The organism is Serratia sp. PL7 (genome assembly GCF_945957435.1).
In genome coordinates, this window is sequence record NZ_CAMFLB010000027.1 from 1 (window position 1) to 20,899 (window position 20,899).

18 protein-coding genes and 1 riboswitch are annotated in these 20,899 nt (G+C 59.4%); of the genes, 8 read left to right on the top strand and 10 right to left on the bottom strand.

The window, feature by feature from the left end; translation table 11 throughout:
* Nucleotides 1-60: 60 nt before the first annotated feature.
* Nucleotides 61-924, bottom strand: coding sequence for a glutamate racemase (gene murI, locus N6G83_RS45490; protein ID WP_049205307.1), 864 nt, complete (start codon nucleotides 922-924; stop codon nucleotides 61-63).
* Nucleotides 869-2,746, bottom strand: coding sequence for a TonB-dependent vitamin B12 receptor BtuB (btuB, locus tag N6G83_RS45495; protein ID WP_089181443.1), 1,878 nt, complete (start codon nucleotides 2,744-2,746; stop codon nucleotides 869-871). The genes murI and btuB overlap by 56 nt, the downstream gene beginning before the upstream one ends.
* 68 nt (nucleotides 2,747-2,814) lie before the next feature.
* Nucleotides 2,815-3,028: riboswitch (cobalamin riboswitch) on the bottom strand.
* 122 nt (nucleotides 3,029-3,150) lie between these two features.
* Here btuB and trmA point away from each other — a divergent pair.
* On the top strand, nucleotides 3,151-4,254 hold the full coding sequence (gene trmA, locus N6G83_RS45500) for a tRNA (uridine(54)-C5)-methyltransferase TrmA (RefSeq protein WP_049205309.1): 1,104 nt from the start codon (nucleotides 3,151-3,153) through the stop codon (nucleotides 4,252-4,254).
* Between the two features lie 34 nt (nucleotides 4,255-4,288).
* Here trmA and N6G83_RS45505 read toward each other — a convergent pair whose 3' ends face one another.
* Together N6G83_RS45505 and fabR are read right to left on the bottom strand one after the other, a co-directional pair.
* Entirely contained in the window at nucleotides 4,289-4,660 is a 372-nt protein-coding gene (locus N6G83_RS45505) for a YijD family membrane protein (protein WP_025304650.1), read from the bottom strand.
* 15 nt (nucleotides 4,661-4,675) lie between these two features.
* Nucleotides 4,676-5,308, bottom strand: a complete 633-nt coding sequence (gene fabR, locus N6G83_RS45510; RefSeq protein ID WP_004931044.1) for an HTH-type transcriptional repressor FabR — start codon at nucleotides 5,306-5,308, stop codon at nucleotides 4,676-4,678.
* Between the two features lie 218 nt (nucleotides 5,309-5,526).
* Here fabR and sthA point away from each other — a divergent pair, with 218 nt between their 5' ends.
* Nucleotides 5,527-6,924 (top strand): Si-specific NAD(P)(+) transhydrogenase, encoded by a 1,398-nt coding sequence (sthA, locus tag N6G83_RS45515; protein ID WP_004931047.1) that lies wholly within the window; start codon nucleotides 5,527-5,529, stop codon nucleotides 6,922-6,924.
* Here the strand turns inward: sthA and oxyR are convergent.
* Nucleotides 6,907-7,824, bottom strand: coding sequence for a DNA-binding transcriptional regulator OxyR (gene oxyR, locus N6G83_RS45520; RefSeq protein ID WP_025304651.1), 918 nt, complete (start codon nucleotides 7,822-7,824; stop codon nucleotides 6,907-6,909). The two genes, sthA and oxyR, sit on opposite strands and share 18 nt — an antisense overlap.
* Nucleotides 7,825-7,975: 151 nt before the next feature.
* Between oxyR and N6G83_RS45525 the strand changes: the two genes are divergently transcribed.
* From N6G83_RS45525 to N6G83_RS45540, 4 genes are all read left to right on the top strand, one after another.
* Nucleotides 7,976-8,707 carry a glutathione peroxidase gene (locus N6G83_RS45525; RefSeq protein WP_015379403.1) on the top strand — a complete coding sequence of 244 codons (732 nt, stop codon included), beginning with the start codon at nucleotides 7,976-7,978 and terminating at the stop codon, nucleotides 8,705-8,707.
* A 72-nt stretch (nucleotides 8,708-8,779) separates the two neighbouring features.
* Entirely contained in the window at nucleotides 8,780-10,228 is a 1,449-nt protein-coding gene (locus tag N6G83_RS45530) for a dihydrolipoyl dehydrogenase (protein ID WP_049294990.1), read from the top strand.
* A gap of 163 nt (nucleotides 10,229-10,391) precedes the next feature.
* Nucleotides 10,392-10,652, top strand: coding sequence for a hypothetical protein (locus N6G83_RS45535; protein WP_025304653.1), 261 nt, complete (start codon nucleotides 10,392-10,394; stop codon nucleotides 10,650-10,652).
* Nucleotides 10,639-10,965 (top strand): type II toxin-antitoxin system HicB family antitoxin, encoded by a 327-nt coding sequence (locus tag N6G83_RS45540; RefSeq protein ID WP_019452249.1) that lies wholly within the window; start codon nucleotides 10,639-10,641, stop codon nucleotides 10,963-10,965. Before N6G83_RS45535 ends, N6G83_RS45540 begins: the two co-directional genes overlap by 14 nt.
* Before the next feature lie 36 nt (nucleotides 10,966-11,001).
* Here N6G83_RS45540 and argH read toward each other — a convergent pair whose 3' ends face one another.
* From argH to argC, 4 genes are all read right to left on the bottom strand, one after another.
* Nucleotides 11,002-12,375: an argininosuccinate lyase gene (gene argH, locus N6G83_RS45545; RefSeq protein WP_060448499.1), complete on the bottom strand. Its 1,374-nt coding sequence runs from the start codon at nucleotides 12,373-12,375 to the stop codon at nucleotides 11,002-11,004.
* Nucleotides 12,376-12,444: 69 nt separating this feature from the next.
* The gene (locus N6G83_RS45550) at nucleotides 12,445-13,665 is read right to left on the bottom strand and encodes an argininosuccinate synthase (RefSeq protein ID WP_004931061.1); all 1,221 of its coding nucleotides are present in this window, start codon (nucleotides 13,663-13,665) and stop codon (nucleotides 12,445-12,447) included.
* Between the two features lie 25 nt (nucleotides 13,666-13,690).
* Nucleotides 13,691-14,464 (bottom strand): acetylglutamate kinase, encoded by a 774-nt coding sequence (gene argB, locus N6G83_RS45555; RefSeq protein ID WP_016929723.1) that lies wholly within the window; start codon nucleotides 14,462-14,464, stop codon nucleotides 13,691-13,693.
* A gap of 20 nt (nucleotides 14,465-14,484) precedes the next feature.
* Nucleotides 14,485-15,489, bottom strand: a complete 1,005-nt coding sequence (argC, locus tag N6G83_RS45560) for an N-acetyl-gamma-glutamyl-phosphate reductase (RefSeq protein ID WP_025304655.1) — start codon at nucleotides 15,487-15,489, stop codon at nucleotides 14,485-14,487.
* A 216-nt stretch (nucleotides 15,490-15,705) separates the two neighbouring features.
* Here argC and argE point away from each other — a divergent pair, with 216 nt between their 5' ends.
* Nucleotides 15,706-16,851, top strand: coding sequence for an acetylornithine deacetylase (argE, locus tag N6G83_RS45565; RefSeq protein ID WP_162496003.1), 1,146 nt, complete (start codon nucleotides 15,706-15,708; stop codon nucleotides 16,849-16,851).
* A 257-nt stretch (nucleotides 16,852-17,108) separates the two neighbouring features.
* Nucleotides 17,109-19,745 carry a phosphoenolpyruvate carboxylase gene (gene ppc / locus N6G83_RS45570; RefSeq protein ID WP_025304657.1) on the top strand — a complete coding sequence of 879 codons (2,637 nt, stop codon included), beginning with the start codon at nucleotides 17,109-17,111 and terminating at the stop codon, nucleotides 19,743-19,745.
* 106 nt (nucleotides 19,746-19,851) lie between these two features.
* On the opposite strand, the gene metF is transcribed toward ppc, so the two are convergent.
* Complete coding sequence (gene metF, locus N6G83_RS45575) at nucleotides 19,852-20,748, bottom strand: methylenetetrahydrofolate reductase (protein WP_004931071.1); 897 nt, start codon at nucleotides 20,746-20,748, stop codon at nucleotides 19,852-19,854.
* Between the last annotated feature and the right edge of the window lie 151 nt (nucleotides 20,749-20,899).

Here is a 20,899-nt window from a genome sequence, read left to right on the forward strand (position 1 = left end):
AGGCCGCAACCCCTATTTTCAATATTTTTTCCGACCGTTGAATGTTTAACCAAAACACCGTTAAAGCGGCAGTTTTTTCAACGATTTAAAGCCATAACCCTGCAAAACGGGCAATAAAGCGTCAGTATCTTCATTTAACGCCATGCAATACGCCAGATTCTCTTCCTGGCTCGAGACCAGATTTTCCTGCGTTGAGATGAGCCAGGCGGTGCGGCGGGCAATCGCCGCGCCGGAATCCACCAGCCGGGTGCCTTCCGGCAACACCTGCATCAACTCTTCAGCTAATAGAGGGAAATGGGTGCAGCCCAGCACGACGGTATCCGGCGGCTCGCGCATGCTCAGCCACGGATGCAGGATCTTCTTCAGCACCGGCAGCGGCACGGCTTCGCCATGGAGCTTGGCCTCCGCCAGCTCCACCAGCTCTGAAGAGCCCAGCAGTTCAATCTTGCAGTCGGTGGCGAAACGGGAAATCAGTTCGTGGGTGTAGCTGCGCTGTACGGTACCGCGGGTCGCCAACAGGCCGACAATGCCATTAACGGTAAGACGGGCCGCCGGTTTGATGGCGGGCACCACGCCCACGACAGGGAAACTGAAACGCTCGCGCAAGGCCGGCAAGGAAACGGTGCTGGCGGTGTTGCAGGCAATGACGACAATCGCCAGAGGATGACGTTGCTGTACCGCGCCGACAATTTCCAGCACGCGCTCAACGATAAACTCTTCGGACTTCTCGCCGTAGGGGAACGCCACGTTGTCGAAAGCGTATATATAGTGGAGATCCGGCAGCAACTGCCGAACCTCCTGATACACCGACAACCCGCCGACGCCGGAATCAAAAACCAGCACCGTCGGGCGAGGTGTGGCGGTGCTGTTAGAAGGTATAGCTTCCAGTGAGGTAGTATTCTCTTCCTGGAGTAGCGTAGCCATAGGCCGTCTCATAATCTTTATCAAACAGGTTGGCAATTCTACCACGAACTGTCAGATGAGATGTGACCGGATACGAAACTGCGAGATCCCACAGGCTCACGCCGCCGAGTTTAACCGTCGGGCTAGGATAAACGCCATAATCCTTGTCGTAGCGCTCACCCAGGTATTGATAGGTCACTGCCCAATCAAAGTCGTACAGTTGCCAATCCAGCTCGTATTTCACCTGCTGTTTAGCGCGGCGCAGCAGCACTTCGTTGGTTTTAGCATTGCGCGGGTCGACATAATCGTAACCAATCTGATGCGTCAGCGGGCCGGTTTCAAAAGAAGCCGTGGCCTCTACACCTTTAATGGTCGCCTTACCGATATTATAATAGCGGTAACTCACCGGATCGCTGTCGATAAGATTATCAATGTCATTGCGATAACCGGAAATACGCCAGGTCACAGGCCCGGTCAAGCCTTCAAAACCGCCTTCCCATTGCTTGCTTTCTTCCGGTTTCAAATTATTGTTGCCGTAAGTGGTACTAAACAACTGGTTCATGTTTGGCGCTTTGAACGCGGTACCGTAAGAGGCAATGAAACGATACCCCTCGATGAATTCCCAGGCTGCACTGGTTTGCCAGGTGCCGTGCCAACCGAACTCCGAGTTGTCGTCGCCACGCGCAGCAGCCTCCAGCGTCACCGGTCCCACCAACTGTTGCCCAGTCAGATAGATGCCAGTATTGCGCTGGCTTCTCTCGCTGCTGACGGACGCGGTACCCGGTTTGATTTGTTGATCCTGCCAATCTGCGCCCGCACTAATGGTGCCTTGGGCAACCTTGAACGTGTTGCCCCACTGCAGATTGTACTGTTCCGAATCATCCAAACTGGAGGAGATCGCATACTGGCCTTTGCGCGGATCATAATTGTAGTCTTTGCTGTGGCTGTAACTCCCCACTAGCTGCGTGGCGTAAATCCCTTCCTGATAGCGCAACCCCGTGTCCCATGTTTGGCTGTACAGCTTACGGGTATCGGGCAGACCGGTAATATTGAAGTCTTTATCGTAAGAATAGAATCCATCGTAGCCTGTACGATTATCGTAACCATAACCACGCACAAAACCGCTGATTTGCTCGTTAAATTGGTGCTGCAATGCGCCGTAGAGCAATTTGCTCATAAAGCCGTCGCGATCGGGCTGAGGAATACTGGTATTACCTTCAGCCACCACGTCATACCCTTTGGTATAGGTGTAATTCCCCGCCACCGTCGCCACGGTGCTGTCACCCAGTTGTTGTTGGGTCGACGCGTCATAGGATTGATAGCCGTTGGAGCCGACGCCGGCTGAGAGCGTCGTGCCGTTCTTTTCGCGGGTGGTAATAATGTTGACCACGCCGCCGATGGCATCGGAGCCGTACACCGCCGAGCGCGGGCCGCGAATGTATTCGACTTTCTGCACCAGCGAAATCGGGATTTGGCTGAGATCGGAAGAACCGCTGACGCCCGCCTGATTAAGGCGAATGCCGTCAATTAGCACCAGCACATGGCTGGAGTTGGTGCCGCGAATAAACAGCGAGCTCTTCTGTCCCAATCCACCGTTTTGGCCAACGTCCACGCCCGGCAAACGGCGCATCACGTCGGTCAGGCTTTTGGCCTGCCAGCGATCGATATCGTTACGGGTGACGATGGAAGTCGGTGCCAGCACAGAAGAAACCGGCTGCGGGAAACGGTTGGCGGTCACCACCAGGTTATCGCCATTCTTGGCTGTGGTGTTGTCTTGCGCCCATCCAGAAAAAGCCGTGACGGAGGAGACCACCGCTAGCAGCATATTTTTTGTAATTGTCATGAGAAAAGCATCCAAACTTAATTGGCGGATGCCGCAGGATCATGGCCGGTAGTTCGCGACGGCCACGGACATTGCGACGTAACACCGGCAGGTCTTCGGGCTTGGGATTTGCGGGCCGCGGGGCGCGACCGGCAACGGGCGATGACTTCCCATCCTGCAGTGGACAGTGTCTGCGTCGAAACGCTATCGCCGTGACTTCCCCTTACCGCTGCGCGTCAGCTCCGGATTCACACCGGATTCCCTTTTCACTCGCTGCTTGAGGCCGGACGGCAATGCTACGATCAATGAAAATAGATGTCTAGACTGCTACTAATGTTACAAATAATAAACGCGACAAAACTGGACTTCACGGGCTGATTCCCTACAATCCCCGCTGATCAAATTTGCCTGACGAGAAGACACACATGACGCCCGAGAATTTGCCTATTGAACGTTACGATGACCAACTGGCGGAGAAAGTCGCCCGCCTGAAGATGTTGATGTCACCGTTCGCGGCGCCCGAGCCGGAAGTGTTCCGCTCGCCAGTCGACCATTACCGCATGCGCGCCGAATTCCGCATCTGGCACGACGCGGATGACATGTATCACATCATGTTCGATCAACAGACCAAGCAGCGTATTCGCGTCGACCAGTTCCCGGCGGCCAGCGAGCTGATCAACCGCCTGATGACCGCCCTGATCGCCGCGCTGAAACCGGAGCCGATCCTGCGCCACAAGCTGTTCCAGATCGATTATCTGTCGACGCGAAGCGGCAAAATCATCGCTTCGCTGCTGTATCACCGCAAGCTGGATGACGTTTGGCAACAGCGAGCCGAGCAGCTGCGCGACGAGCTGCGCGCTCAGGGTTTCGACCTGCAGCTGATCGGCCGGGCGTCGAAGACCAAGATCATGCTCGACCAGGATTATGTTGACGAAGTGCTGCCGGTCGCCGGCCGCGACATGATCTATCGTCAGGTGGAAAACAGCTTCACGCAGCCCAACGCGGCCATGAACGTGCAGATGCTGGAGTGGGCGTTGGCGGTTACCGCCGGTTCCAAAGGCGATTTGCTGGAGCTGTACTGCGGCAACGGCAACTTCTCGCTGGCGCTGGCGCGCAATTTCGAGCGCGTGCTGGCGACCGAGATCGCCAAGCCGTCGGTGGCGGCGGCGCAGTACAACATCGCCGCCAACCATATCGACAACGTGCAAATCATCCGCATGGCGGCAGAAGACTTCACTCAGGCGATGAACGGAGTACGCGAATTCAACCGGTTGAAAGGCATCGATCTGAGCGGCTACAACTGCGAGACGATTTTCGTCGATCCGCCGCGCAGCGGGCTGGACGAGGAAACGGTGAAGATGGTGCAGGCTTACCCGCGCATTCTGTATATTTCATGCAATCCGGAAACGCTGTGTGCCAACCTGGAAACGCTGCAGGCCACCCACCGGGTCAGCCGCCTGGCGCTGTTCGATCAGTTCCCGTATACCCATCACATGGAATGCGGTGTGTTGCTGGAAAAGCATCGCTGATACGACAGGGGCGCCATGATGGCGCCCCGTTTCATTACGATTCTTGAGTCGGCGCATCCGGCGCCTTGCGCGCCTTCAGTTTCATCCCGATCCACAGCACCAGCGCCACGCAGATCACCGACGGCAGGAAGTTGGAGCCGATCTGCGGATATTCGGCGCGCACGATGGCGCTGTACAGCAGCAGCCCCAGCAGGAAACAGGCCGCCGCCAGCTTCGGCATGCCGTCCGGCATGGCGCGGTTCAGGTAACGCTGATGCAGGCAGTACACCGCCAGCACCAACGCGATCAGCGGGAAGATCGAAAACGGCACCACCGAGCTGAACAGCGCAGCAAAGGAACCGTTGATCGAAAGGCCGGCAATTAACGCCAGCAGTAAGGTGCCATTTTCACGGCCTGGTTTTTCCATCATTTTTTACCTTTTTTATACGTGGGACACAGAAGCTTTTTCTTGTTCGCGACGATACCAGTAATACGCCCCTTTGGAGATCATCCGTAGCTGCAGCACCAGCCGTTCTTCCAGCTGCTGCCGCTGCTCGACGTCGATATCCAGCGCTTCCGCGCCGGCGCTGAACACGATGGTGACCATCGCTTCCGCCTGCGCTTCGGTAAAGCTGCGCGGCATGTGATTTTCCAACTCGAGGTAATCCGCCAGTTCGGCGATGAAATGCTGGATCTCTCGCGCCACCGCCGCACGGAATGCCGCCGACGTGCCGGAGCGCTCGCGCAGCAGCAGGCGGAAGGCGTTCGGGTTGTTGCCGATAAACTCCATAAAGGTGGACACCGAGGTGCGGATCACGCTGCCGCCCTTGGCGATGCGTTGGCGCGCCTGGCGCATCAACTGACGCAGCATCAGACCGCTTTCGTCCACCATGGTCAGCCCCAACTCGTCCACATCGCGGAAATGGCGATAAAACGACGTGGGCGCGATGCCCGCCTCGCGTGAAACTTCCCGCAGGCTCAGACTGGCGAAGCTGCGTTCGGCGCTCAGCTGGCTGAAAGCGGCTTCGATCAGGGAACGACGAGTCCGTTCTTTTTGTTGTGCTCTGACGCCCATATGCATATCCGGATAGGTTCCATTTTCTCAGTCTAACGCCCTAGACTCGGCAATATAGCAAATTTTATTGCAACAGCATTTATACTAACGCGCTCTATCACACTTCCGCCCTGAGCCGATTGTGCTTTGACTCAAAAAGCCTAATGGTGATTGGGTGAGCAGCGCTATGATGTTAAGATACCGTTGTAATCTTGTATAAAAAAACAGGTCTCTCCTACATGCAACAGCACTATCAATTTGATGCCATTGTGATTGGCTCGGGCCCTGGTGGTGAAGGTGCCGCCATGGGGCTGGTGAAACAAGGCGCCCGCGTGGCCGTTATCGAACGGTACAATAACGTAGGCGGCGGATGTACCCACTGGGGCACCATCCCTTCCAAAGCCCTCCGCCACGCCGTCAGCCGCATTATCGAATTCAACCAGAACCCGCTTTACAACAACTCGCGCACGCTCAGCGCGACCTTCCCTGACATTTTACGCCACGCCGATAACGTCATCAGCCAGCAGACCCGCATGCGCCAAGGGTTCTATGAGCGGAATCAGTGCAAACTGTTCGCCGGTGACGCGCGCTTCATCGACGCCAACACCGTCAGCGTCAGCTATATGGACGGTACCCAGGACACCATCCGCGCCGACCACATCGTGATCGCCTGCGGCTCGCGTCCTTACCATCCGGCCAGCGTCGATTTCAATCACCCACGCATCTACGACAGCGACTCCATTCTCGAACTGAGCCATGAGCCGCGCCACGTGATCATTTACGGCGCCGGGGTGATCGGCTGTGAATATGCGTCTATCTTCCGCGGTCTGAACGTCAAGGTCGATCTGATCAACACCCGCGACCGCCTGCTGGCGTTCCTCGATCAGGAGATGTCGGATTCGCTCTCTTACCACTTCTGGAACAACGGAGTGGTGATCCGCCACAACGAAGAGTTCGAGAAGATCGAAGGCACCGAAGACGGCGTGATCGTGCACCTGAAGTCCGGCAAGAAGGTGAAAGCGGACTGCCTGCTGTACGCCAACGGCCGTACCGGTAATACCGATTCGTTAGGGTTGGAGAACGTCGGCCTGGAGTCGGACAGCCGCGGGCTGCTGAAAGTGAACAGCATGTATCAAACCGCGCTGTCGCACATTTATGCGGTCGGTGACGTCATCGGCTATCCGAGTCTGGCTTCCGCCGCCTACGATCAGGGCCGCATCGCCGCGCAGGCGATCGCCTCCGGTGAAGCCAGCGGTCACTTAATCGAAGATATCCCGACCGGCATCTACACCATTCCGGAAATCAGCTCCGTCGGCAAAACCGAGCAGGAACTGACGGCGATGAAGGTGCCGTATGAAGTGGGCCGCGCCCAGTTCAAACATCTGGCGCGTGCGCAGATCGCCGGGATGAACGTCGGCAGCCTGAAGATCCTGTTCCATCGCGACACCCTGCAGATCCTCGGGATCCACTGCTTCGGCGAACGTGCGGCGGAGATCATCCACATCGGTCAGGCGATCATGGAACAGAAAGGTGAAGGCAATACTATCGAGTATTTCGTTAATACGACCTTCAACTATCCGACCATGGCCGAAGCCTACCGGGTGGCAGCGCTTAACGGCTTAAACCGCCTGTTTTAACGCGTTGTCGATGTAGCCCTGCATGTGCTCGCGGATCGCTTCGGCCAACTGCTCATAACGGCTGCGCAGTGGGGAACCGGGGCGATACACCAACGCGATGGTGCGCTTCGGCTCCGGCTTGTAGCAATCCAGATAGCAGACGCCATCGCGCTCGCGCTGCGGCGGCACCGCCAGGGACGGCAGCAGGGTAATGCCGCTGCCGGCCGCGACCATATTGCGCAGCGTTTCCAGACTGGTGGCGCGGAAGTGGGTATCCTCGTCCGCGCCCGCCTGGAAGCAGAAGCCCATCGCCTGATCGCGCAGGCAGTGGCCATCTTCCAGCATCAGCAGCTTTTCTCCCGCCAAATCCGGCATCGCCACGCGCTCGCGCTGCGCCCACGGGTGATCGGAATACACCGCCAGCTTCATCGGTTCATCGAACAGAGGCACTTCGATAAACGCCTCGGTTTCCTTCACCAGCGCCAGAATGGCGCAGTCCAGCTTGCCGCTGTCGAGTTGCGCCAGCAGTTGGTGGGTTTGCGCTTCGTGCAGGTACATTTCCAGTTTCGGGAAGGTTTTGTGCAGCGTCGGGATGATCTGCGGCAGCAGATAAGGCCCCACGGTCGGGATCAGACCGATGTGCAGCGGCCCGGACATGGCCTCGCCCTGCTGGCTGGCCATCTCCTTCAACACTTTCACTTCGCGCAGCACGGTACGCGCCTGCTCCACCAGCAACAGGCCCGCCTGGGTGAACAGCACCTTGCGGCTGGTGCGTTCGAGCAGCATGACGCCCAACTCGTCTTCCAGCTTGCGGATCTGCCCGCTCAGCGTGGGTTGGCTTACATGGCATGAATCGGCCGCGCGGCGGAAGTGCCGGTGCTCGGCCAAGGCGACCAGATACTCTAAATCACGAATATTCATTGTTTCCCTCCATTCCATGATAGCTCATGGCGATAGATAAGATAGCAATGAGCGATTAGATCTATCAAGCCCCAGCGACAATAATGTGTCCCAACGAAGCGATATCGCGCTAAATGCTAAAAATTACTTTTCCTAATTAAGGGGTTAATCAATGTTTACCAGTCAAGAAGGCAAGAAAGTTCCTCAGGTTACTTTCCACACCCGTCAGGGCGACCAATGGATTGATGTGACCACTGATGACCTGTTCAAAAACAAAACCGTCATTGTTTTCTCGCTGCCGGGCGCGTTCACGCCGACCTGTTCTTCGAGCCACCTGCCGCGCTACAACGAACTGTCCAGCGTATTCAAGCAGCACGGCGTCGACAGCATTCTTTGCGTCTCCGTGAACGACACCTTCGTGATGAACGCCTGGAAAGCTGACCAACATGCGGAAAACATCACCTTCGTACCGGACGGCAACGGTGAATTCACCAAAGGCATGAACATGCTGGTCGAGAAAGCGGACCTGGGCTTTGGCCCTCGTTCATGGCGCTACTCGATGCTGGTGCGCAACGGCGTGGTCGAGAAAATGTTTGTCGAGCCGAACAAGCCGGGCGACCCGTTTGAAGTGTCCGACGCCGACACCATGCTGAAATACCTGGCGCCGGAATTCAAAGTGCAGGAATCGGTCTCCCTGTTCACCAAACCGGGTTGCCCATTCTGCGCCAAAGCCAAACAGATGCTGCAAGAGCGCGGCATTCAGTATGAAGAGATCGTCCTGGGCAAAGACGCCACCACCGTCAGCCTGCGCGCCGTCAGCGGCCGCGCCACGGTGCCGCAGGTGTTCATCGGCGGCCGTCACATTGGCGGCAGCGACGATCTGGAAACTTTCCTGTCAGCTTAATAAGTAATAACAAAGCCAACGTGAACTTTGGCGGGCTACGGCCCGCCCTTTTTTTACCTTTCAGGAGCGGATATGAAACTGTTGAACGTTGATGTTGCGGTCATCGGCGGCGGCACCGCAGGGCTCGGCGCCTATCGCGCGGCCAAACTGTCTACCCCCAGCGTGGTGATGATTGAAGGCGGGCCTTACGGCACCACCTGTGCGCGCGTTGGCTGCATGCCATCCAAATTATTGATCGCCGCCGCCGAAGCGGTGCATCAAATCGAACGCGCGCCGGGCTTTGGCGTGCACCCAGCCGGTAAAACCCGCATCGACGGACGCGAGGTGATGGCGCGCGTCAAACGCGAACGCGATCGTTTCGTCGGCTTCGTGCTGGAAGGCGTGGACGAGATCCCGGCCGCCGACAAAATTCAGGGCTATGCCCGCTTTATCGACGACAACACGCTGCAGGTCGATGACCATACGCGCATCGTGGCGCAGCGCATCGTGATCGCCACCGGCTCTCGCCCCAGCTGGCCGGCGCCGTGGAACGAACTGGGCGATCGCCTGATCGTCAACGACGATCTGTTCAACTGGGATGACTTGCCGCAGTCCGTGGCGGTATTCGGCCCCGGCGTCATCGGGCTGGAGCTGGGGCAAGCGCTGCACCGCCTCGGCGTCGACACCAAGGTCTTCGGCATCGGCGGCGCCGTCGGGCCGCTGACCGACAGCGCCGTGCGCGATTACGCTGCGAAGGCGTTGGGAGAAGAGTTCTACCTCGACGCCGACGTGAAAGTGGAGATGATGCAGCGCGAAGGCGACCGCGTATTTATCCGCTATCAGGATCTGCAGGGCCAGTCGCAGGAGATCCTGGTGGACTACGTGCTGGCCGCCACCGGCCGCCGCCCCAACGTCGATCGGCTGGGTCTCGAAAACACCGACCTGCAGCTCGACGCTCGAGGCGTGCCGCTGGCCGACCGCCTGACGATGCAAACCAGCGTGCCGCATATCTTTATCGCCGGCGACGCCAGCAACCAGCTGCCGCTGTTGCACGAGGCCAGCGATCAGGCGCGCATCGCCGGCGCCAACGCCGGCAGCTTCCCGGAGATCAATCCAGGTCTGCGCCGCAGCGCGATTTCGGTGGTGTTCTCCGATCCGCAGATCGCCATGGTCGGCTCAACTTTCCGCGAGCTGAGCGAGAAGTTCAGCGCCTGCGGCTGCTTTGAAGTGGGCAAAGTCTCGTTTGAGAATCAGGGCCGCTCGCGGGTGATGCTGCGCAATAAGGGCATTTTGCACGTCTACGGCGAGCAAGGCACCGGCCGTTTCCTCGGCGCGGAAATGATCGGCCCCGACGCCGAACACATTGCGCACCTGTTAGCCTGGGCGCACCAACAGCAGATGACCGTCGATCAGATGCTGGACATGCCGTTCTATCATCCGGTGATCGAAGAAGGCTTGCGCACCGCGCTGCGCGATCTGCAGGCGAAGCTCAAACTCGGCACGGCCGAAATCGAGCGCTGCCAGCGCTGTCCGGGTGAGTAACCTCTTATTCTCCGTTTATATCCACCGGGCCTTCAGGCCCGGTTTTTTTTGCGCAGCACTTTCCACAATTTCCTCCCTCCGCTTGCCTCACGGCCCGCCCGCGCTCATTTTTTATGCTTTGGCATTGAAGTGATACCAATAACGATACTAAAATGGAGGCGGCATGAACGAGATCAGGGATGACATCGCTGATTTGCAACAGCGGCAGAACAGCATCAAATTCGCCGAGTTAGCGAAAGTCTGCGTGCGATGGTTTGGGCCGCCGCGCATAAACGGTAGCAGCCATCACGTTTATCGCATGCCCTGGCCAGGCGATCCGCGCATCAATATCCAACGCGGCAACAACGGCGCGGCCAAGGCATATCAGGTTAAGCAGGTCATCGCCGCACTGGCCAGAATGGAGGAAGAACATGGAAAAGCATGAACACTATACCTATCGCATCACCTGGTCAGCGGAAGATCGTGAATATGTCGGGCTGTGCGCCGAATTCCCCTCGCTGTCCTGGCTAGCCGCCACGCGTACCGGCGCACTGGAGGGTATCGAAAAAGTCGTGAGCGAAACGATCGCCGACATGCTGGCGCAAGGTGAAACGCCGCCGCAGGCGCTGGCGGAAAAGAACTTCAGCGGAAAACTGGTGTTACGCATGACGCCGGAACAGCATCGCCGGCTGGCGATCGGCGCGATGGAGGAAGGCGTGAGCCTGAACCGTTATCTGTGCGCACGCCTGGCGGGGTAGAGGTGCAAGGGCGGCACCAGGCCGCCCTTATCGTCCTCAAGCTAAACGCTGTTTCGCTGCGGCGATTGCCGCGGCCACCTGCTGCGGCGCGACGCCGCCTTTGGCCGCACGTTTGTCCAGGCAAGATTGCAACGCCAGGATCGGATAGACGTCGTCGCCAATCGTCGCGCTAAACTGCTGCAAATCCGCCAGCGGCAGCGCTTCCAGCGGTTTGCCCTGGCGAATCGCCTCTACCACCACCTCACCGACGATATGGTGCGCTTCGCGGAACGGCACGCCCTTGGCGACCAGGTAATCCGCCAGCTCGGTGGCGTTGGCATAGCCCTGCTCCGCCGCTTCCTGACAGCGCGGGCGCTTCACCTGAATGCCGTCCAGCACCAGCGCCGCCATCTGCAGGCAGTCCATCCAGGTGTCGAGCGCGTCGAACAGCCCTTCTTTGTCTTCCTGCATGTCTTTGTTGTACGCCAGCGGAAGGCCTTTCAGCGTCATCATCATGCCGGTCAGCGCGCCCTGTACGCGGCCGCACTTGCCGCGGATCAGCTCCAGCGCGTCCGGGTTTTTCTTCTGCGGCATCAGCGAAGAGCCGGAGGTCACGCGGTCAGACAGCTCGACAAACGCCGCCTCGCCGCTGTTGAAGAAGATCAGATCTTCGGCGAAGCGCGACAGGTGCACCATGCTGATGGCGGCGTTGGACAGCAGCTCCAGCACGTGATCGCGATCGGATACGCTGTCCAGGCTGTTGCGGGTCGCCGAGGCGAAGCCCAGCCAGCCGGCCAGTTGCTCGCGATCGATAGGATACGCAGTGCCGGCCAGCGCGCCGCTGCCCAGCGGGCTGACGTCCAGCCGTTTCAGGGTATCCTGCAGTCGGCTCTCATCGCGCGCCAGCATCTCGACATAGGCCAGGCACCAGTGCGCGAAAGTCACCGGCTGCGCGCGTTGCAGGTGGGTATACCCCGGCATCACCGCATCCTGATTGGCTTCGGCGGTCTCCACCAGCGCCTGCTGCAGCTGGACGATCGCCTGATGCAGATCGCCGATCTGCTGTTTGCACCACAGCTTCAGATCGGTCGCGACCTGATCGTTGCGGCTGCGGCCGGTGTGCAGCTTCTTGCCCAAATCGCCGACCTTCTCGATCAGCTTCTGCTCCACCCAGCTGTGGATGTCTTCGGCATCGCTTTGGACTATCGCCAAAGGATCGGCCTGGACTTCCGTCAGTAGTGCATTCAGCGCCTGCTCCAGCTGCTGTTGCTCCGTTGCCGTCAACACGTTAACGGTCACCAGCGCCTTCGACCAGGCCACCGAGCCCACGATATCCTGCTCCGCCAGGCGATAATCGAACCGCAGCGAATCATTGAGTTGCTTGAACCGCTGATCCGCTGCCTGAGTGAACCGTCCGCCCCAAAGTGCCATACCTTTACTCCTGAATTTTTATGCGAAAGGGCGCAGCATGCTGCGCCCTTGCAGAGTCACGCCAATCGGTTATTTATTCTTTTTCTCGTTCAACGCGCGGATGCGTGAAGACAGAGAGAACAGGCGGATAAAGCCGCCCGCGTGGCTGTGATCGTAAACTTCGTCTTCGCCGAAGGTGGCGAACTCTTCGGAGTACAGGCTGTTGGCGGATTTCTTCTGAGTCGCCGTCACCTGTCCTTTGTACAGCTGCAGCACGACTTCGCCGTTCACCTCTTCAGCCAATGCTTCGGCAGAGGCCTGCAGCGAGCGGCGCAGCGGCGCGAACCAACGGCCGTCGTACACCACATAGGACATCTCCAGGCCCAGCTGCTCGCGCCATTTGAAGCTGTCGCGATCCAGCACCAACTGCTCGATGGCGCGCAGCGCCGCCACCATGATAGTGCCCCCCGGGGTCTCATAGCAGCCGCGGGATTTGATGCCCACCAGACGGTTTTCCACGATGTCGATCCGGCCGACGCCGTGCTTGGCGCCCAGCGCGTTCAGGGTTTCCAGGCACTGGTACGGCGACAGCGCTTTACCGTTAACCGCCACGACGCGGCCTTTCTCAACGGTAACGGTCACCTGCTCAGGCTGATCCGGCGCTTCCTGCGGATCGACGGTCCATACCCAGCAATCCTTGTTTGGCGCGTTCCACGGGCTTTCCAACACGCCGCCTTCGGTGGAGATGTGCCAGGCGTTCTCATCGCGGCTATAGATTTTTTCCAGCGACGCGGTGGTCGGGATGTTGCGCTCTTTCAGGTAATCCAGCAGCGCTTCACGGGAACGCAGGTTCCACTCGCGCCACGGCGCCACCACTTTCAGCTGCGGCGCCAGCGCGGTGTAGGTGGTCTCGAAACGCACCTGGTCGTTGCCTTTGCCGGTCGCGCCGTGGCACAGCGCATCGGCGCCCACTTTCAACGCCAGCTCGACCTGCGCCTTGGCGATGATCGGCCTCGCCATCGAGGTGCCCAGCAGGTAGCTGCCCTCGTACAGGGCGCCGGTCTGCAGCACCGGATAAACGTAATCGCGGATAAATTCTTCACGCAGATCGACCACGTGACATTCAGAGGCACCGGACTGCAGGGCTTTTTGCTCCACGCCTTCCAGATCGCTGCGCTCCTGGCCGATGTCCGCCACGAAGGCCACCACTTCACAGCCGCCGTAGTTCTCTTTCAGCCATGGAATGATGGCCGAGGTATCCAGGCCGCCGGAGTACGCCAGAACGATTTTTTTGATGCCTTGGTTTTGCATGATCTATTCCTTTCTAATTCTAAAATTAAGCGAGGATCCGGGTGCCAATCGACACGCCGTTAAACAAAGCAGGAAGCTGATCGGCATGGCGCCAGCTGGCGATATCCACCGGGCGGCCGAGGGTGCGGGCGGCGTCGAGCGCCGCATTCACCTTCACCACCATACCATCGGTGATGATGCCTTGCGCGATCAGTTGTTCCGCTTTTTGCGCCGTCATTTCCGCAATGCGTTGCCCCTTGCCGTCGAGGATGCCGCTGACGTCCGACAGCAGGATCAGGTCCGCCCCCAGCGTCGCCGCCAGCGCCGTCGCCGCCTGATCGGCGTTCACGTTCATTAACTGCCCTTCGGCGGTGATGCCGATGGAGCTGATAACCGGCAGGTAGCCGGCGCCCAGCAGGGTATTGAGCAGCGCGGGCGAACCGGGCTGCGCGTTACCGACGTGGCCCAATGCCGGATCGAGCGGGGTCACGACCGCGCTGCCGCCGTCCGCCAGGCTCAGGCCGACGGCGTTGATTTGATGTTTAATCGCCCACGCCAGCAGCGTTTTGTTGGCGGTGCCGGCCAGCGCGCCGGTGATGATGTCGATCTGATCGGCCGGCGTGACCCGCAGGCCGTTCTTTTTCACCACCGGCAAAGCGAGCTGCTTCATCAGTTCGTCCACCACGCAGCCGCCGCCGTGCACGATCACCAGCGGACGCTGATGCTGCTGGCGGTAGCTGTCCAGCGCGGTAAACAGACGCTCCAGCGCTTCTTCACTGTCTAATAACACGCCACCTAACTTGATAATTAACGGGTTCATTGCTGTTTACTCACGCTGGTTTAAAGGAGTGACTGGGTTTCCGGGAAGCCGAAACGGATATTCAGGCATTGCACCGCCTGCGCCGCCGCGCCTTTCAGCAGGTTGTCTTCCACCGCGACGGCGATCAGATGCTCGCCCTGCACCGCAAAACCGATATCGCAGAACGGCAACCCCACCACCGCTTTCAGCGCCGGCACGCCCTGGTCGTACAACCGCACCAGCGGCTTGTCGTCATAGGCGGCATGATAGGCGGCCGCGACGTCCTGCGCGGTCACGCCGGCCTTCAGGCGGCAGGTGATGGTTTCAAGGATGCCGCGCGGGAAGTTGCCCAGGTGCGGCGTAAAGATAACCGGCACGCCCAGGTGCGCAGCGATCTCCGGCTGGTGCCGGTGAGTGAAGATACCGTACGGCTGCAGGCTCACTTCGCAGAAGCTGGTGGTCATGCTGGCCTTGCGCCCGGCGCCGCTAACGCCGCTGGTGGCGTTGATCACCGGCCACTGATCCAGATTCAGCAGCTGTTTTTCGATTAACGGTTTCAGCGCCAGCTGCGCCGCCGTCGGGTAACAGCCCGGCACCGCGATCAGCTGCGCCTGTTTGATCTTGTCGCTCTGCCACTCCGCCAGGCCGTACACCGCCTGCTCCAGCAGGGCGCCATGCTGATGCTCGAAACCGTAGTACTGGCTATAAAAACCGGCGTCCTGCACGCGGAAGGCGCCGGACAGATCGAACACCACGCAGCCCGCCGCCAGGAAGGCCGGTGCGATATCGTGGCTGACTTCATGGGCGGTGGCGAGGAACACCACGTCGATGCCCTGCGCCGCCTTGGCAACGTCGGTCAACGGTTGCAGCGGCAGATCGACGATGCCTTTCAACTGGGGATGGAGATCGGAAAGCAACTTTCCTGCATCTGCACTTTGCGCTGAAACCGCTAAAGCGGTTATGTTCATGTGTGGGTGGCGATTCAGGTAAGCCGTGAGCTCCGCTCCGGCGTAACCGCTGGCACCAACGATCAGCGTATTCAACATGTGGCCTTTCACCTTCTAAACTGACGTGCGGTCGCTTGCGACCCAGGTAACAGGGCTAGCCAGCGTTGTTGCGCCGTTCACCCACGGAGCCAGGCGTTGATGCTTTTATAAACATCCGGGTATCGGGTTCCCTTACGCGTCGGCTTACTGTATTTTTATTCAAAATAAATGCATGAATATTGATACTATCCTAACCAAAGGCTGTCAACAGTGAAGATGAAATTACCTCCATTTATTGAGCTGTACCGGGCGTTGATCGCCACTCCGTCAATCAGCGCCACCGATGCCGGCCTCGATCAGAGCAATGAGGCGTTAATCAACTTGCTGGCCGGATGGTTTGCCGACCTGGGCTTTCGCGTCGACGTACAGCCGGTGCCGGAGTCGCGCCACAAATTCAACCTGCTGGCCAGCATCGGCGAAGGCAGCGGTGGCCTGTTGCTGGCCGGCCACACCGATACGGTGCCTTACGACGAAGGCCGCTGGACGCGCGATCCCTTCACCCTGACCGAGCACGACAACAAGCTCTACGGGCTAGGCACCGCCGACATGAAAGGCTTCTTCGCCTTTATTCTGGATGCGGTGCGCGATATCGACGCGAGCAAATTGACCAAGCCGCTGTACATTTTAGCCACCGCAGATGAAGAAACGACGATGGCCGGCGCGCGTTACTTCGCCGCCTCTACCGCCATTCGTCCAGATTTCGCCATCATCGGTGAGCCGACCTCGCTGCAGCCGGTGCGCGCGCACAAGGGCCACATGGCCAACGCCATTCGCATCGTCGGCCAGTCCGGTCACTCCAGCGATCCGGCACGCGGCGTCAACGCCATCGATCTGATGCACGAATCCATCGGCCGCCTGATGGAGCTGCGCAAAACCCTGCAGGAGCGCTACAACAACCCGGCGTTCGCCGTGCCTTATCCCACCATGAACTTCGGCCATATCAGCGGCGGCGACGCGGCCAACCGCATCTGCGCCTGCTGCGAGCTGCACCTGGATATCCGCCCGCTGCCCGGCATGACGCTCGACAACATCAACGAACTGATGCATCAGGCATTGGAGCCGATGAGCCAACGCTGGCCAGGCCGCCTGACCATCGAAGAGCTGCACGCGTCGGTACCGGGCTACGAATGCCCGACCGACCACCGCATGGTGGCAGTGATCGAGGAACTGCTGGGCACCCGCACGCAGGTGGTCAACTACTGCACCGAAGCGCCGTTCGTTCAGCAGGTCTGCCCGACGTTGGTGCTCGGCCCCGGTTCCATCGATCAGGCCCACCAGCCGGACGAATACATCGACACCGCGTTTATCGAACCGACGCGCAAACTGTTGGGCCAGCTGATCAATCACTTTTGCCAGCAATAAACCCGACATTTAGCAGGGGAAATGCTTTATGCTTCCCCTAACTCAAAATAAGTAGAAGGCAGCGAAATAAGCCACGCTGATAACCCACGAGGCGTAATTAAATTTCAGAAAATGCGCCGATTTTGATGTTTTTTTGCTAAAAATAGTGTCAATTGACGATTGGACAGGAACGCGATGTGATCAGGCAGGCGGTCTGCGCCTGACGCGTGAAATTTATTTACAAGATAAAAATCATACAGAACTGGGTCAGGGGTTATATGAACGAACAATATTCGGCAATGCGCAGTAATGTCAGTATGCTCGGCAAATTGCTCGGCGATACCATCAAAGAAGCGCTGGGCGAGCATATTCTCGATCGCGTTGAGACCATCCGTAAGCTTTCCAAATCCTCACGCGCCGGCAACGAAGCGCATCGCCAGGAGCTGCTCTCCACCCTGCAGAACCTGTCCAACGACGAGCTGCTGCCGGTGGCGCGCGCCTTCAGCCAGTTCCTCAACCTGACCAACGTCGCCGAGCAGTACCACAGCATTTCGCCCAACGGCGAAGCCGCCAGCAATCCGGAAGCGCTGGCTCAACTGTTCAGCCGCCTCAAAGACAAAAAGCTCAGCGACAAAGAGCTGCAGCACGCGGTGTCGCAACTCTCCATCGAGCTGGTGCTGACGGCACACCCGACGGAGATCACCCGCCGCACCCTGATCCACAAGCTGGTGGAGGTCAACACCTGCCTCAGCCAGCTCGATCACAACGATCTGGCCGACTACGAGCGCAACAAGATCATGCGCCGCCTGCGTCAGCTGGTAGCCCAGTCGTGGCACACCGATGAAATTCGCAAACACCGCCCTTCTCCGATCGACGAAGCCAAATGGGGTTTTGCCGTCGTGGAAAACAGCCTGTGGGAAGGCGTGCCGGCGTTCCTGCGCGAATTCAACGAACAGCTGGAAAACTCCATCGATTACAGCCTGCCGGTAGAAGCGGTGCCGGTGCGCTTCACTTCCTGGATGGGCGGCGATCGCGACGGCAACCCGAACGTCACCGCCGAAATTACCCGCCATGTGCTGCTGCTCAGCCGCTGGAAAGCCTGCGACCTGTTTACCCGCGATATCCAAGTGCTGGTCTCCGAGCTGTCGATGACCGAGTGCACCCCTGAGCTGCGCGCCCGCGCCGGCGGCGATGAGGTGCAGGAGCCTTACCGCGAAATCATGAAGCAGCTGCGCAGCCAGCTGATGAGCTCCCAGGCCTATCTGGAAGGTCGCCTGAAGGGCGAGCGCGTGCTGAAACCGCACGACCTGCTGGTGAACAACGAGCAGCTGTGGGAGCCGCTGTATGCCTGCTACCAGTCGCTGCAGGCCTGCGGCATGGGCATCATCGCCAATGGTCAACTGCTGGATACCCTGCGCCGCGTGCGCTGCTTCGGCGTGCCGCTGGTGCGTATCGACGTGCGCCAGGAAAGCACCCGCCATACCGAAGCCATCGCCGAGCTGACCCGCTATCTGGGGCTGGGCGATTATGAAAGCTGGTCGGAAGCCGATAAGCAGGCGTTCCTGATCCGCGAACTGAACTCCAAACGCCCGCTGGTGCCGCTGAAATGGCAACCGAGCGCCGATACGCAGGAAGTGCTGGAAACCTGCCGGGTGATCGCCGAAGCGCCGCAGGGTTCGATCGCCGCCTACGTGATTTCGATGGCGCGCACGCCTTCCGACGTATTGGCGGTGCACCTGCTGCTGAAGGAGGCCGGCTGCCCGTTCGCGCTGCCGGTCGCCCCGCTGTTCGAAACCCTCGACGACCTGAACAACGCCGACGACGTGATGACCCAGTTGCTGAACATCGACTGGTATCGCGGCTTCATCCAGGGCAAACAGATGGTGATGATCGGTTACTCCGACTCGGCGAAAGACGCCGGCGTGATGGCCGCTTCCTGGGCGCAGTACCGCGCGCAGGACGCGCTGATCAAAACCTGTGAAAAGGCCGGCGTGGCGCTGACGCTGTTCCACGGCCGCGGCGGCTCCATCGGCCGCGGCGGCGCACCGGCGCATGCGGCGCTGCTGTCTCAGCCGCCGGGCAGCCTGAAGGGCGGCCTGCGCGTCACCGAACAGGGCGAGATGATCCGCTTCAAGTTCGGCCTGCCGGAAGTCACCATCAGCAGCCTGGCGCTGTATGCCGGCGCGATCCTCGAGGCCAACCTGCTGCCGCCGCCGGAACCGAAGAAAGAATGGCGGGCGCTGATGGACGACCTGTCCGAGACCTCCTGCCGGATGTATCGCGGCTACGTGCGTGAAAACCCGGACTTTGTGCCTTACTTCCGCGCGGCCACGCCGGAGCTGGAGCTGGGCAAACTGCCGCTGGGTTCACGCCCGGCCAAGCGCAAGCCGAACGGCGGCGTAGAGAGCCTGCGCGCCATTCCGTGGATCTTCGCCTGGACGCAGAACCGCCTGATGCTGCCGGCCTGGCTCGGCGCCGGCGCCGGATTGCAGGAAGCGGTGAAAGCCGGCAAACAGGCGGAGCTGGAAGCGATGTGTCGCGACTGGCCGTTCTTCTCCACCCGTATCGCCATGCTGGAAATGGTGTTCGCCAAAGCCGACCTATGGCTGGCGGAATACTACGATCAGCGCCTGGTGGATAAAGCACTGTGGCCGCTGGGTCAACAGCTGCGCGATCAGCTGGAAAGCGACATTAAGGTGGTGCTGACCATCGCCAACGATGCGCACCTGATGGAAGACCTGCCGTGGATCGCTGAATCCATCGCGCTGCGCAACGTTTACACCGACCCGCTGAACGTCTTGCAGGCCGAATTGCTGCACCGTTCGCGTCAGCAGGAGCAGCCGGACGCCCGAGTGGAGCAGGCGCTGATGGTCACCATCGCCGGCGTCGCCGCCGGGATGCGCAACACCGGCTAGTGAGCCTCATCGCGGCCCCGTTTATCGGGGCCGTTTTTTTATGCCTTTCCCCCACAAAAAAAGGGCGCCGCGGTAAAGCGACGCCCTTTTCAATGGAACAAGCCCGTCAGGCGGCGGCCACCGGGCGCACGCCCAGCGTGTGGCAGATCGCGTAGCTCATCTCTGCACGGTTCAGCGTATAGAAGTGGAAATCTTTCACCCCTTCGCGGCTCAGGATCTTCACCATGTCCATGGCGATGTTGGCGCCGACCATTTTGCGGGTCTCCGCATCGTCGTCCAGCCCTTCGAACATGCTGGTCATCCAGCTTGGCACCCGCACGTTGGTCATGGTGGCGAAGCGCTGCAGCTGCTTGAAGTTGGACACCGGCAGAATGCCCGGCACGATTTCCACGTCGATGCCGGCGGCAACGCAGCGGTCGCGAAAGCGCAGGTAGCTCTCAACGTCGAAGAAGAACTGGGTAATGGCGCGACTGGCGCCGGCATCGATCTTGCGTTTCAGGTTAATCAAATCGGCCTGGGCGCTTTTCGCCTCCGGGTGCACTTCCGGGTAGGCGGCGACGGAAATGTCGAAGTCACCCACGTCTTTCAGCAACGCCACCAGATCGGTCGCGTACATGTCCGGCTTGCCGCCGCCCGGCGGCAGATCGCCGCGCAGCGCCACGATATGGCGGATGCCGCTGTTCCAGTAATCGGTCGCAATGTCGCGCAGCTGCGCCGGGCTGGCGTCGATGCAGGTCAGGTGCGGCGCCGCCTCCAGGCCGGTGCGCTCCTTGATCCCCTTGATGATGCTGTGGGTGCGATCGCGCTCGCCGGAATTGGCGCCGTAGGTGACGGAAACGAATTTAGGTTTGAGGATGCTCAGACGATCGATCGACTGCCACAGGGTCTCTTCCATCTCGCTGGTGCGTGGCGGGAAGAACTCGAATGATACGTTAATCTGGCCGTTCAACTCCGCCAGACTCTGATTCAGCGCTTCCCGCTGGTTTGCGTGGAAAAAACTCATACCCTGCTCACCTCTTTATCGATCACTGTTTTTATTTCATCTTGATGAGCGTCTATACGTTTAGACGTCTAGATAGAAAATGCCGCATGTTGGCTAAAGAGTCAACAGGAAAATGAGGGGAATAAGATGATTAATCCTCACCCGCTCAACG

Coding starts and splice junctions, on each gene's coding strand:
- murI (WP_049205307.1), bottom strand. CDS start 924: ATGGCTACGCTACTCCAGGAAGAGAATACTACCTCACTGGAAGCTATA.
- btuB (WP_089181443.1), bottom strand. CDS start 2,746: ATGACAATTACAAAAAATATGCTGCTAGCGGTGGTCTCCTCCGTCACG.
- trmA (WP_049205309.1), top strand. CDS start 3,151: ATGACGCCCGAGAATTTGCCTATTGAACGTTACGATGACCAACTGGCG.
- N6G83_RS45505 (WP_025304650.1), bottom strand. CDS start 4,660: ATGGAAAAACCAGGCCGTGAAAATGGCACCTTACTGCTGGCGTTAATT.
- fabR (WP_004931044.1), bottom strand. CDS start 5,308: ATGGGCGTCAGAGCACAACAAAAAGAACGGACTCGTCGTTCCCTGATC.
- sthA (WP_004931047.1), top strand. CDS start 5,527: ATGCAACAGCACTATCAATTTGATGCCATTGTGATTGGCTCGGGCCCT.
- oxyR (WP_025304651.1), bottom strand. CDS start 7,824: ATGAATATTCGTGATTTAGAGTATCTGGTCGCCTTGGCCGAGCACCGG.
- N6G83_RS45525 (WP_015379403.1), top strand. CDS start 7,976: ATGTTTACCAGTCAAGAAGGCAAGAAAGTTCCTCAGGTTACTTTCCAC.
- N6G83_RS45530 (WP_049294990.1), top strand. CDS start 8,780: ATGAAACTGTTGAACGTTGATGTTGCGGTCATCGGCGGCGGCACCGCA.
- N6G83_RS45535 (WP_025304653.1), top strand. CDS start 10,392: ATGAACGAGATCAGGGATGACATCGCTGATTTGCAACAGCGGCAGAAC.
- N6G83_RS45540 (WP_019452249.1), top strand. CDS start 10,639: ATGGAAAAGCATGAACACTATACCTATCGCATCACCTGGTCAGCGGAA.
- argH (WP_060448499.1), bottom strand. CDS start 12,375: ATGGCACTTTGGGGCGGACGGTTCACTCAGGCAGCGGATCAGCGGTTC.
- N6G83_RS45550 (WP_004931061.1), bottom strand. CDS start 13,665: ATGCAAAACCAAGGCATCAAAAAAATCGTTCTGGCGTACTCCGGCGGC.
- argB (WP_016929723.1), bottom strand. CDS start 14,464: ATGAACCCGTTAATTATCAAGTTAGGTGGCGTGTTATTAGACAGTGAA.
- argC (WP_025304655.1), bottom strand. CDS start 15,489: ATGTTGAATACGCTGATCGTTGGTGCCAGCGGTTACGCCGGAGCGGAG.
- argE (WP_162496003.1), top strand. CDS start 15,706: ATGAAATTACCTCCATTTATTGAGCTGTACCGGGCGTTGATCGCCACT.
- ppc (WP_025304657.1), top strand. CDS start 17,109: ATGAACGAACAATATTCGGCAATGCGCAGTAATGTCAGTATGCTCGGC.
- metF (WP_004931071.1), bottom strand. CDS start 20,748: ATGAGTTTTTTCCACGCAAACCAGCGGGAAGCGCTGAATCAGAGTCTG.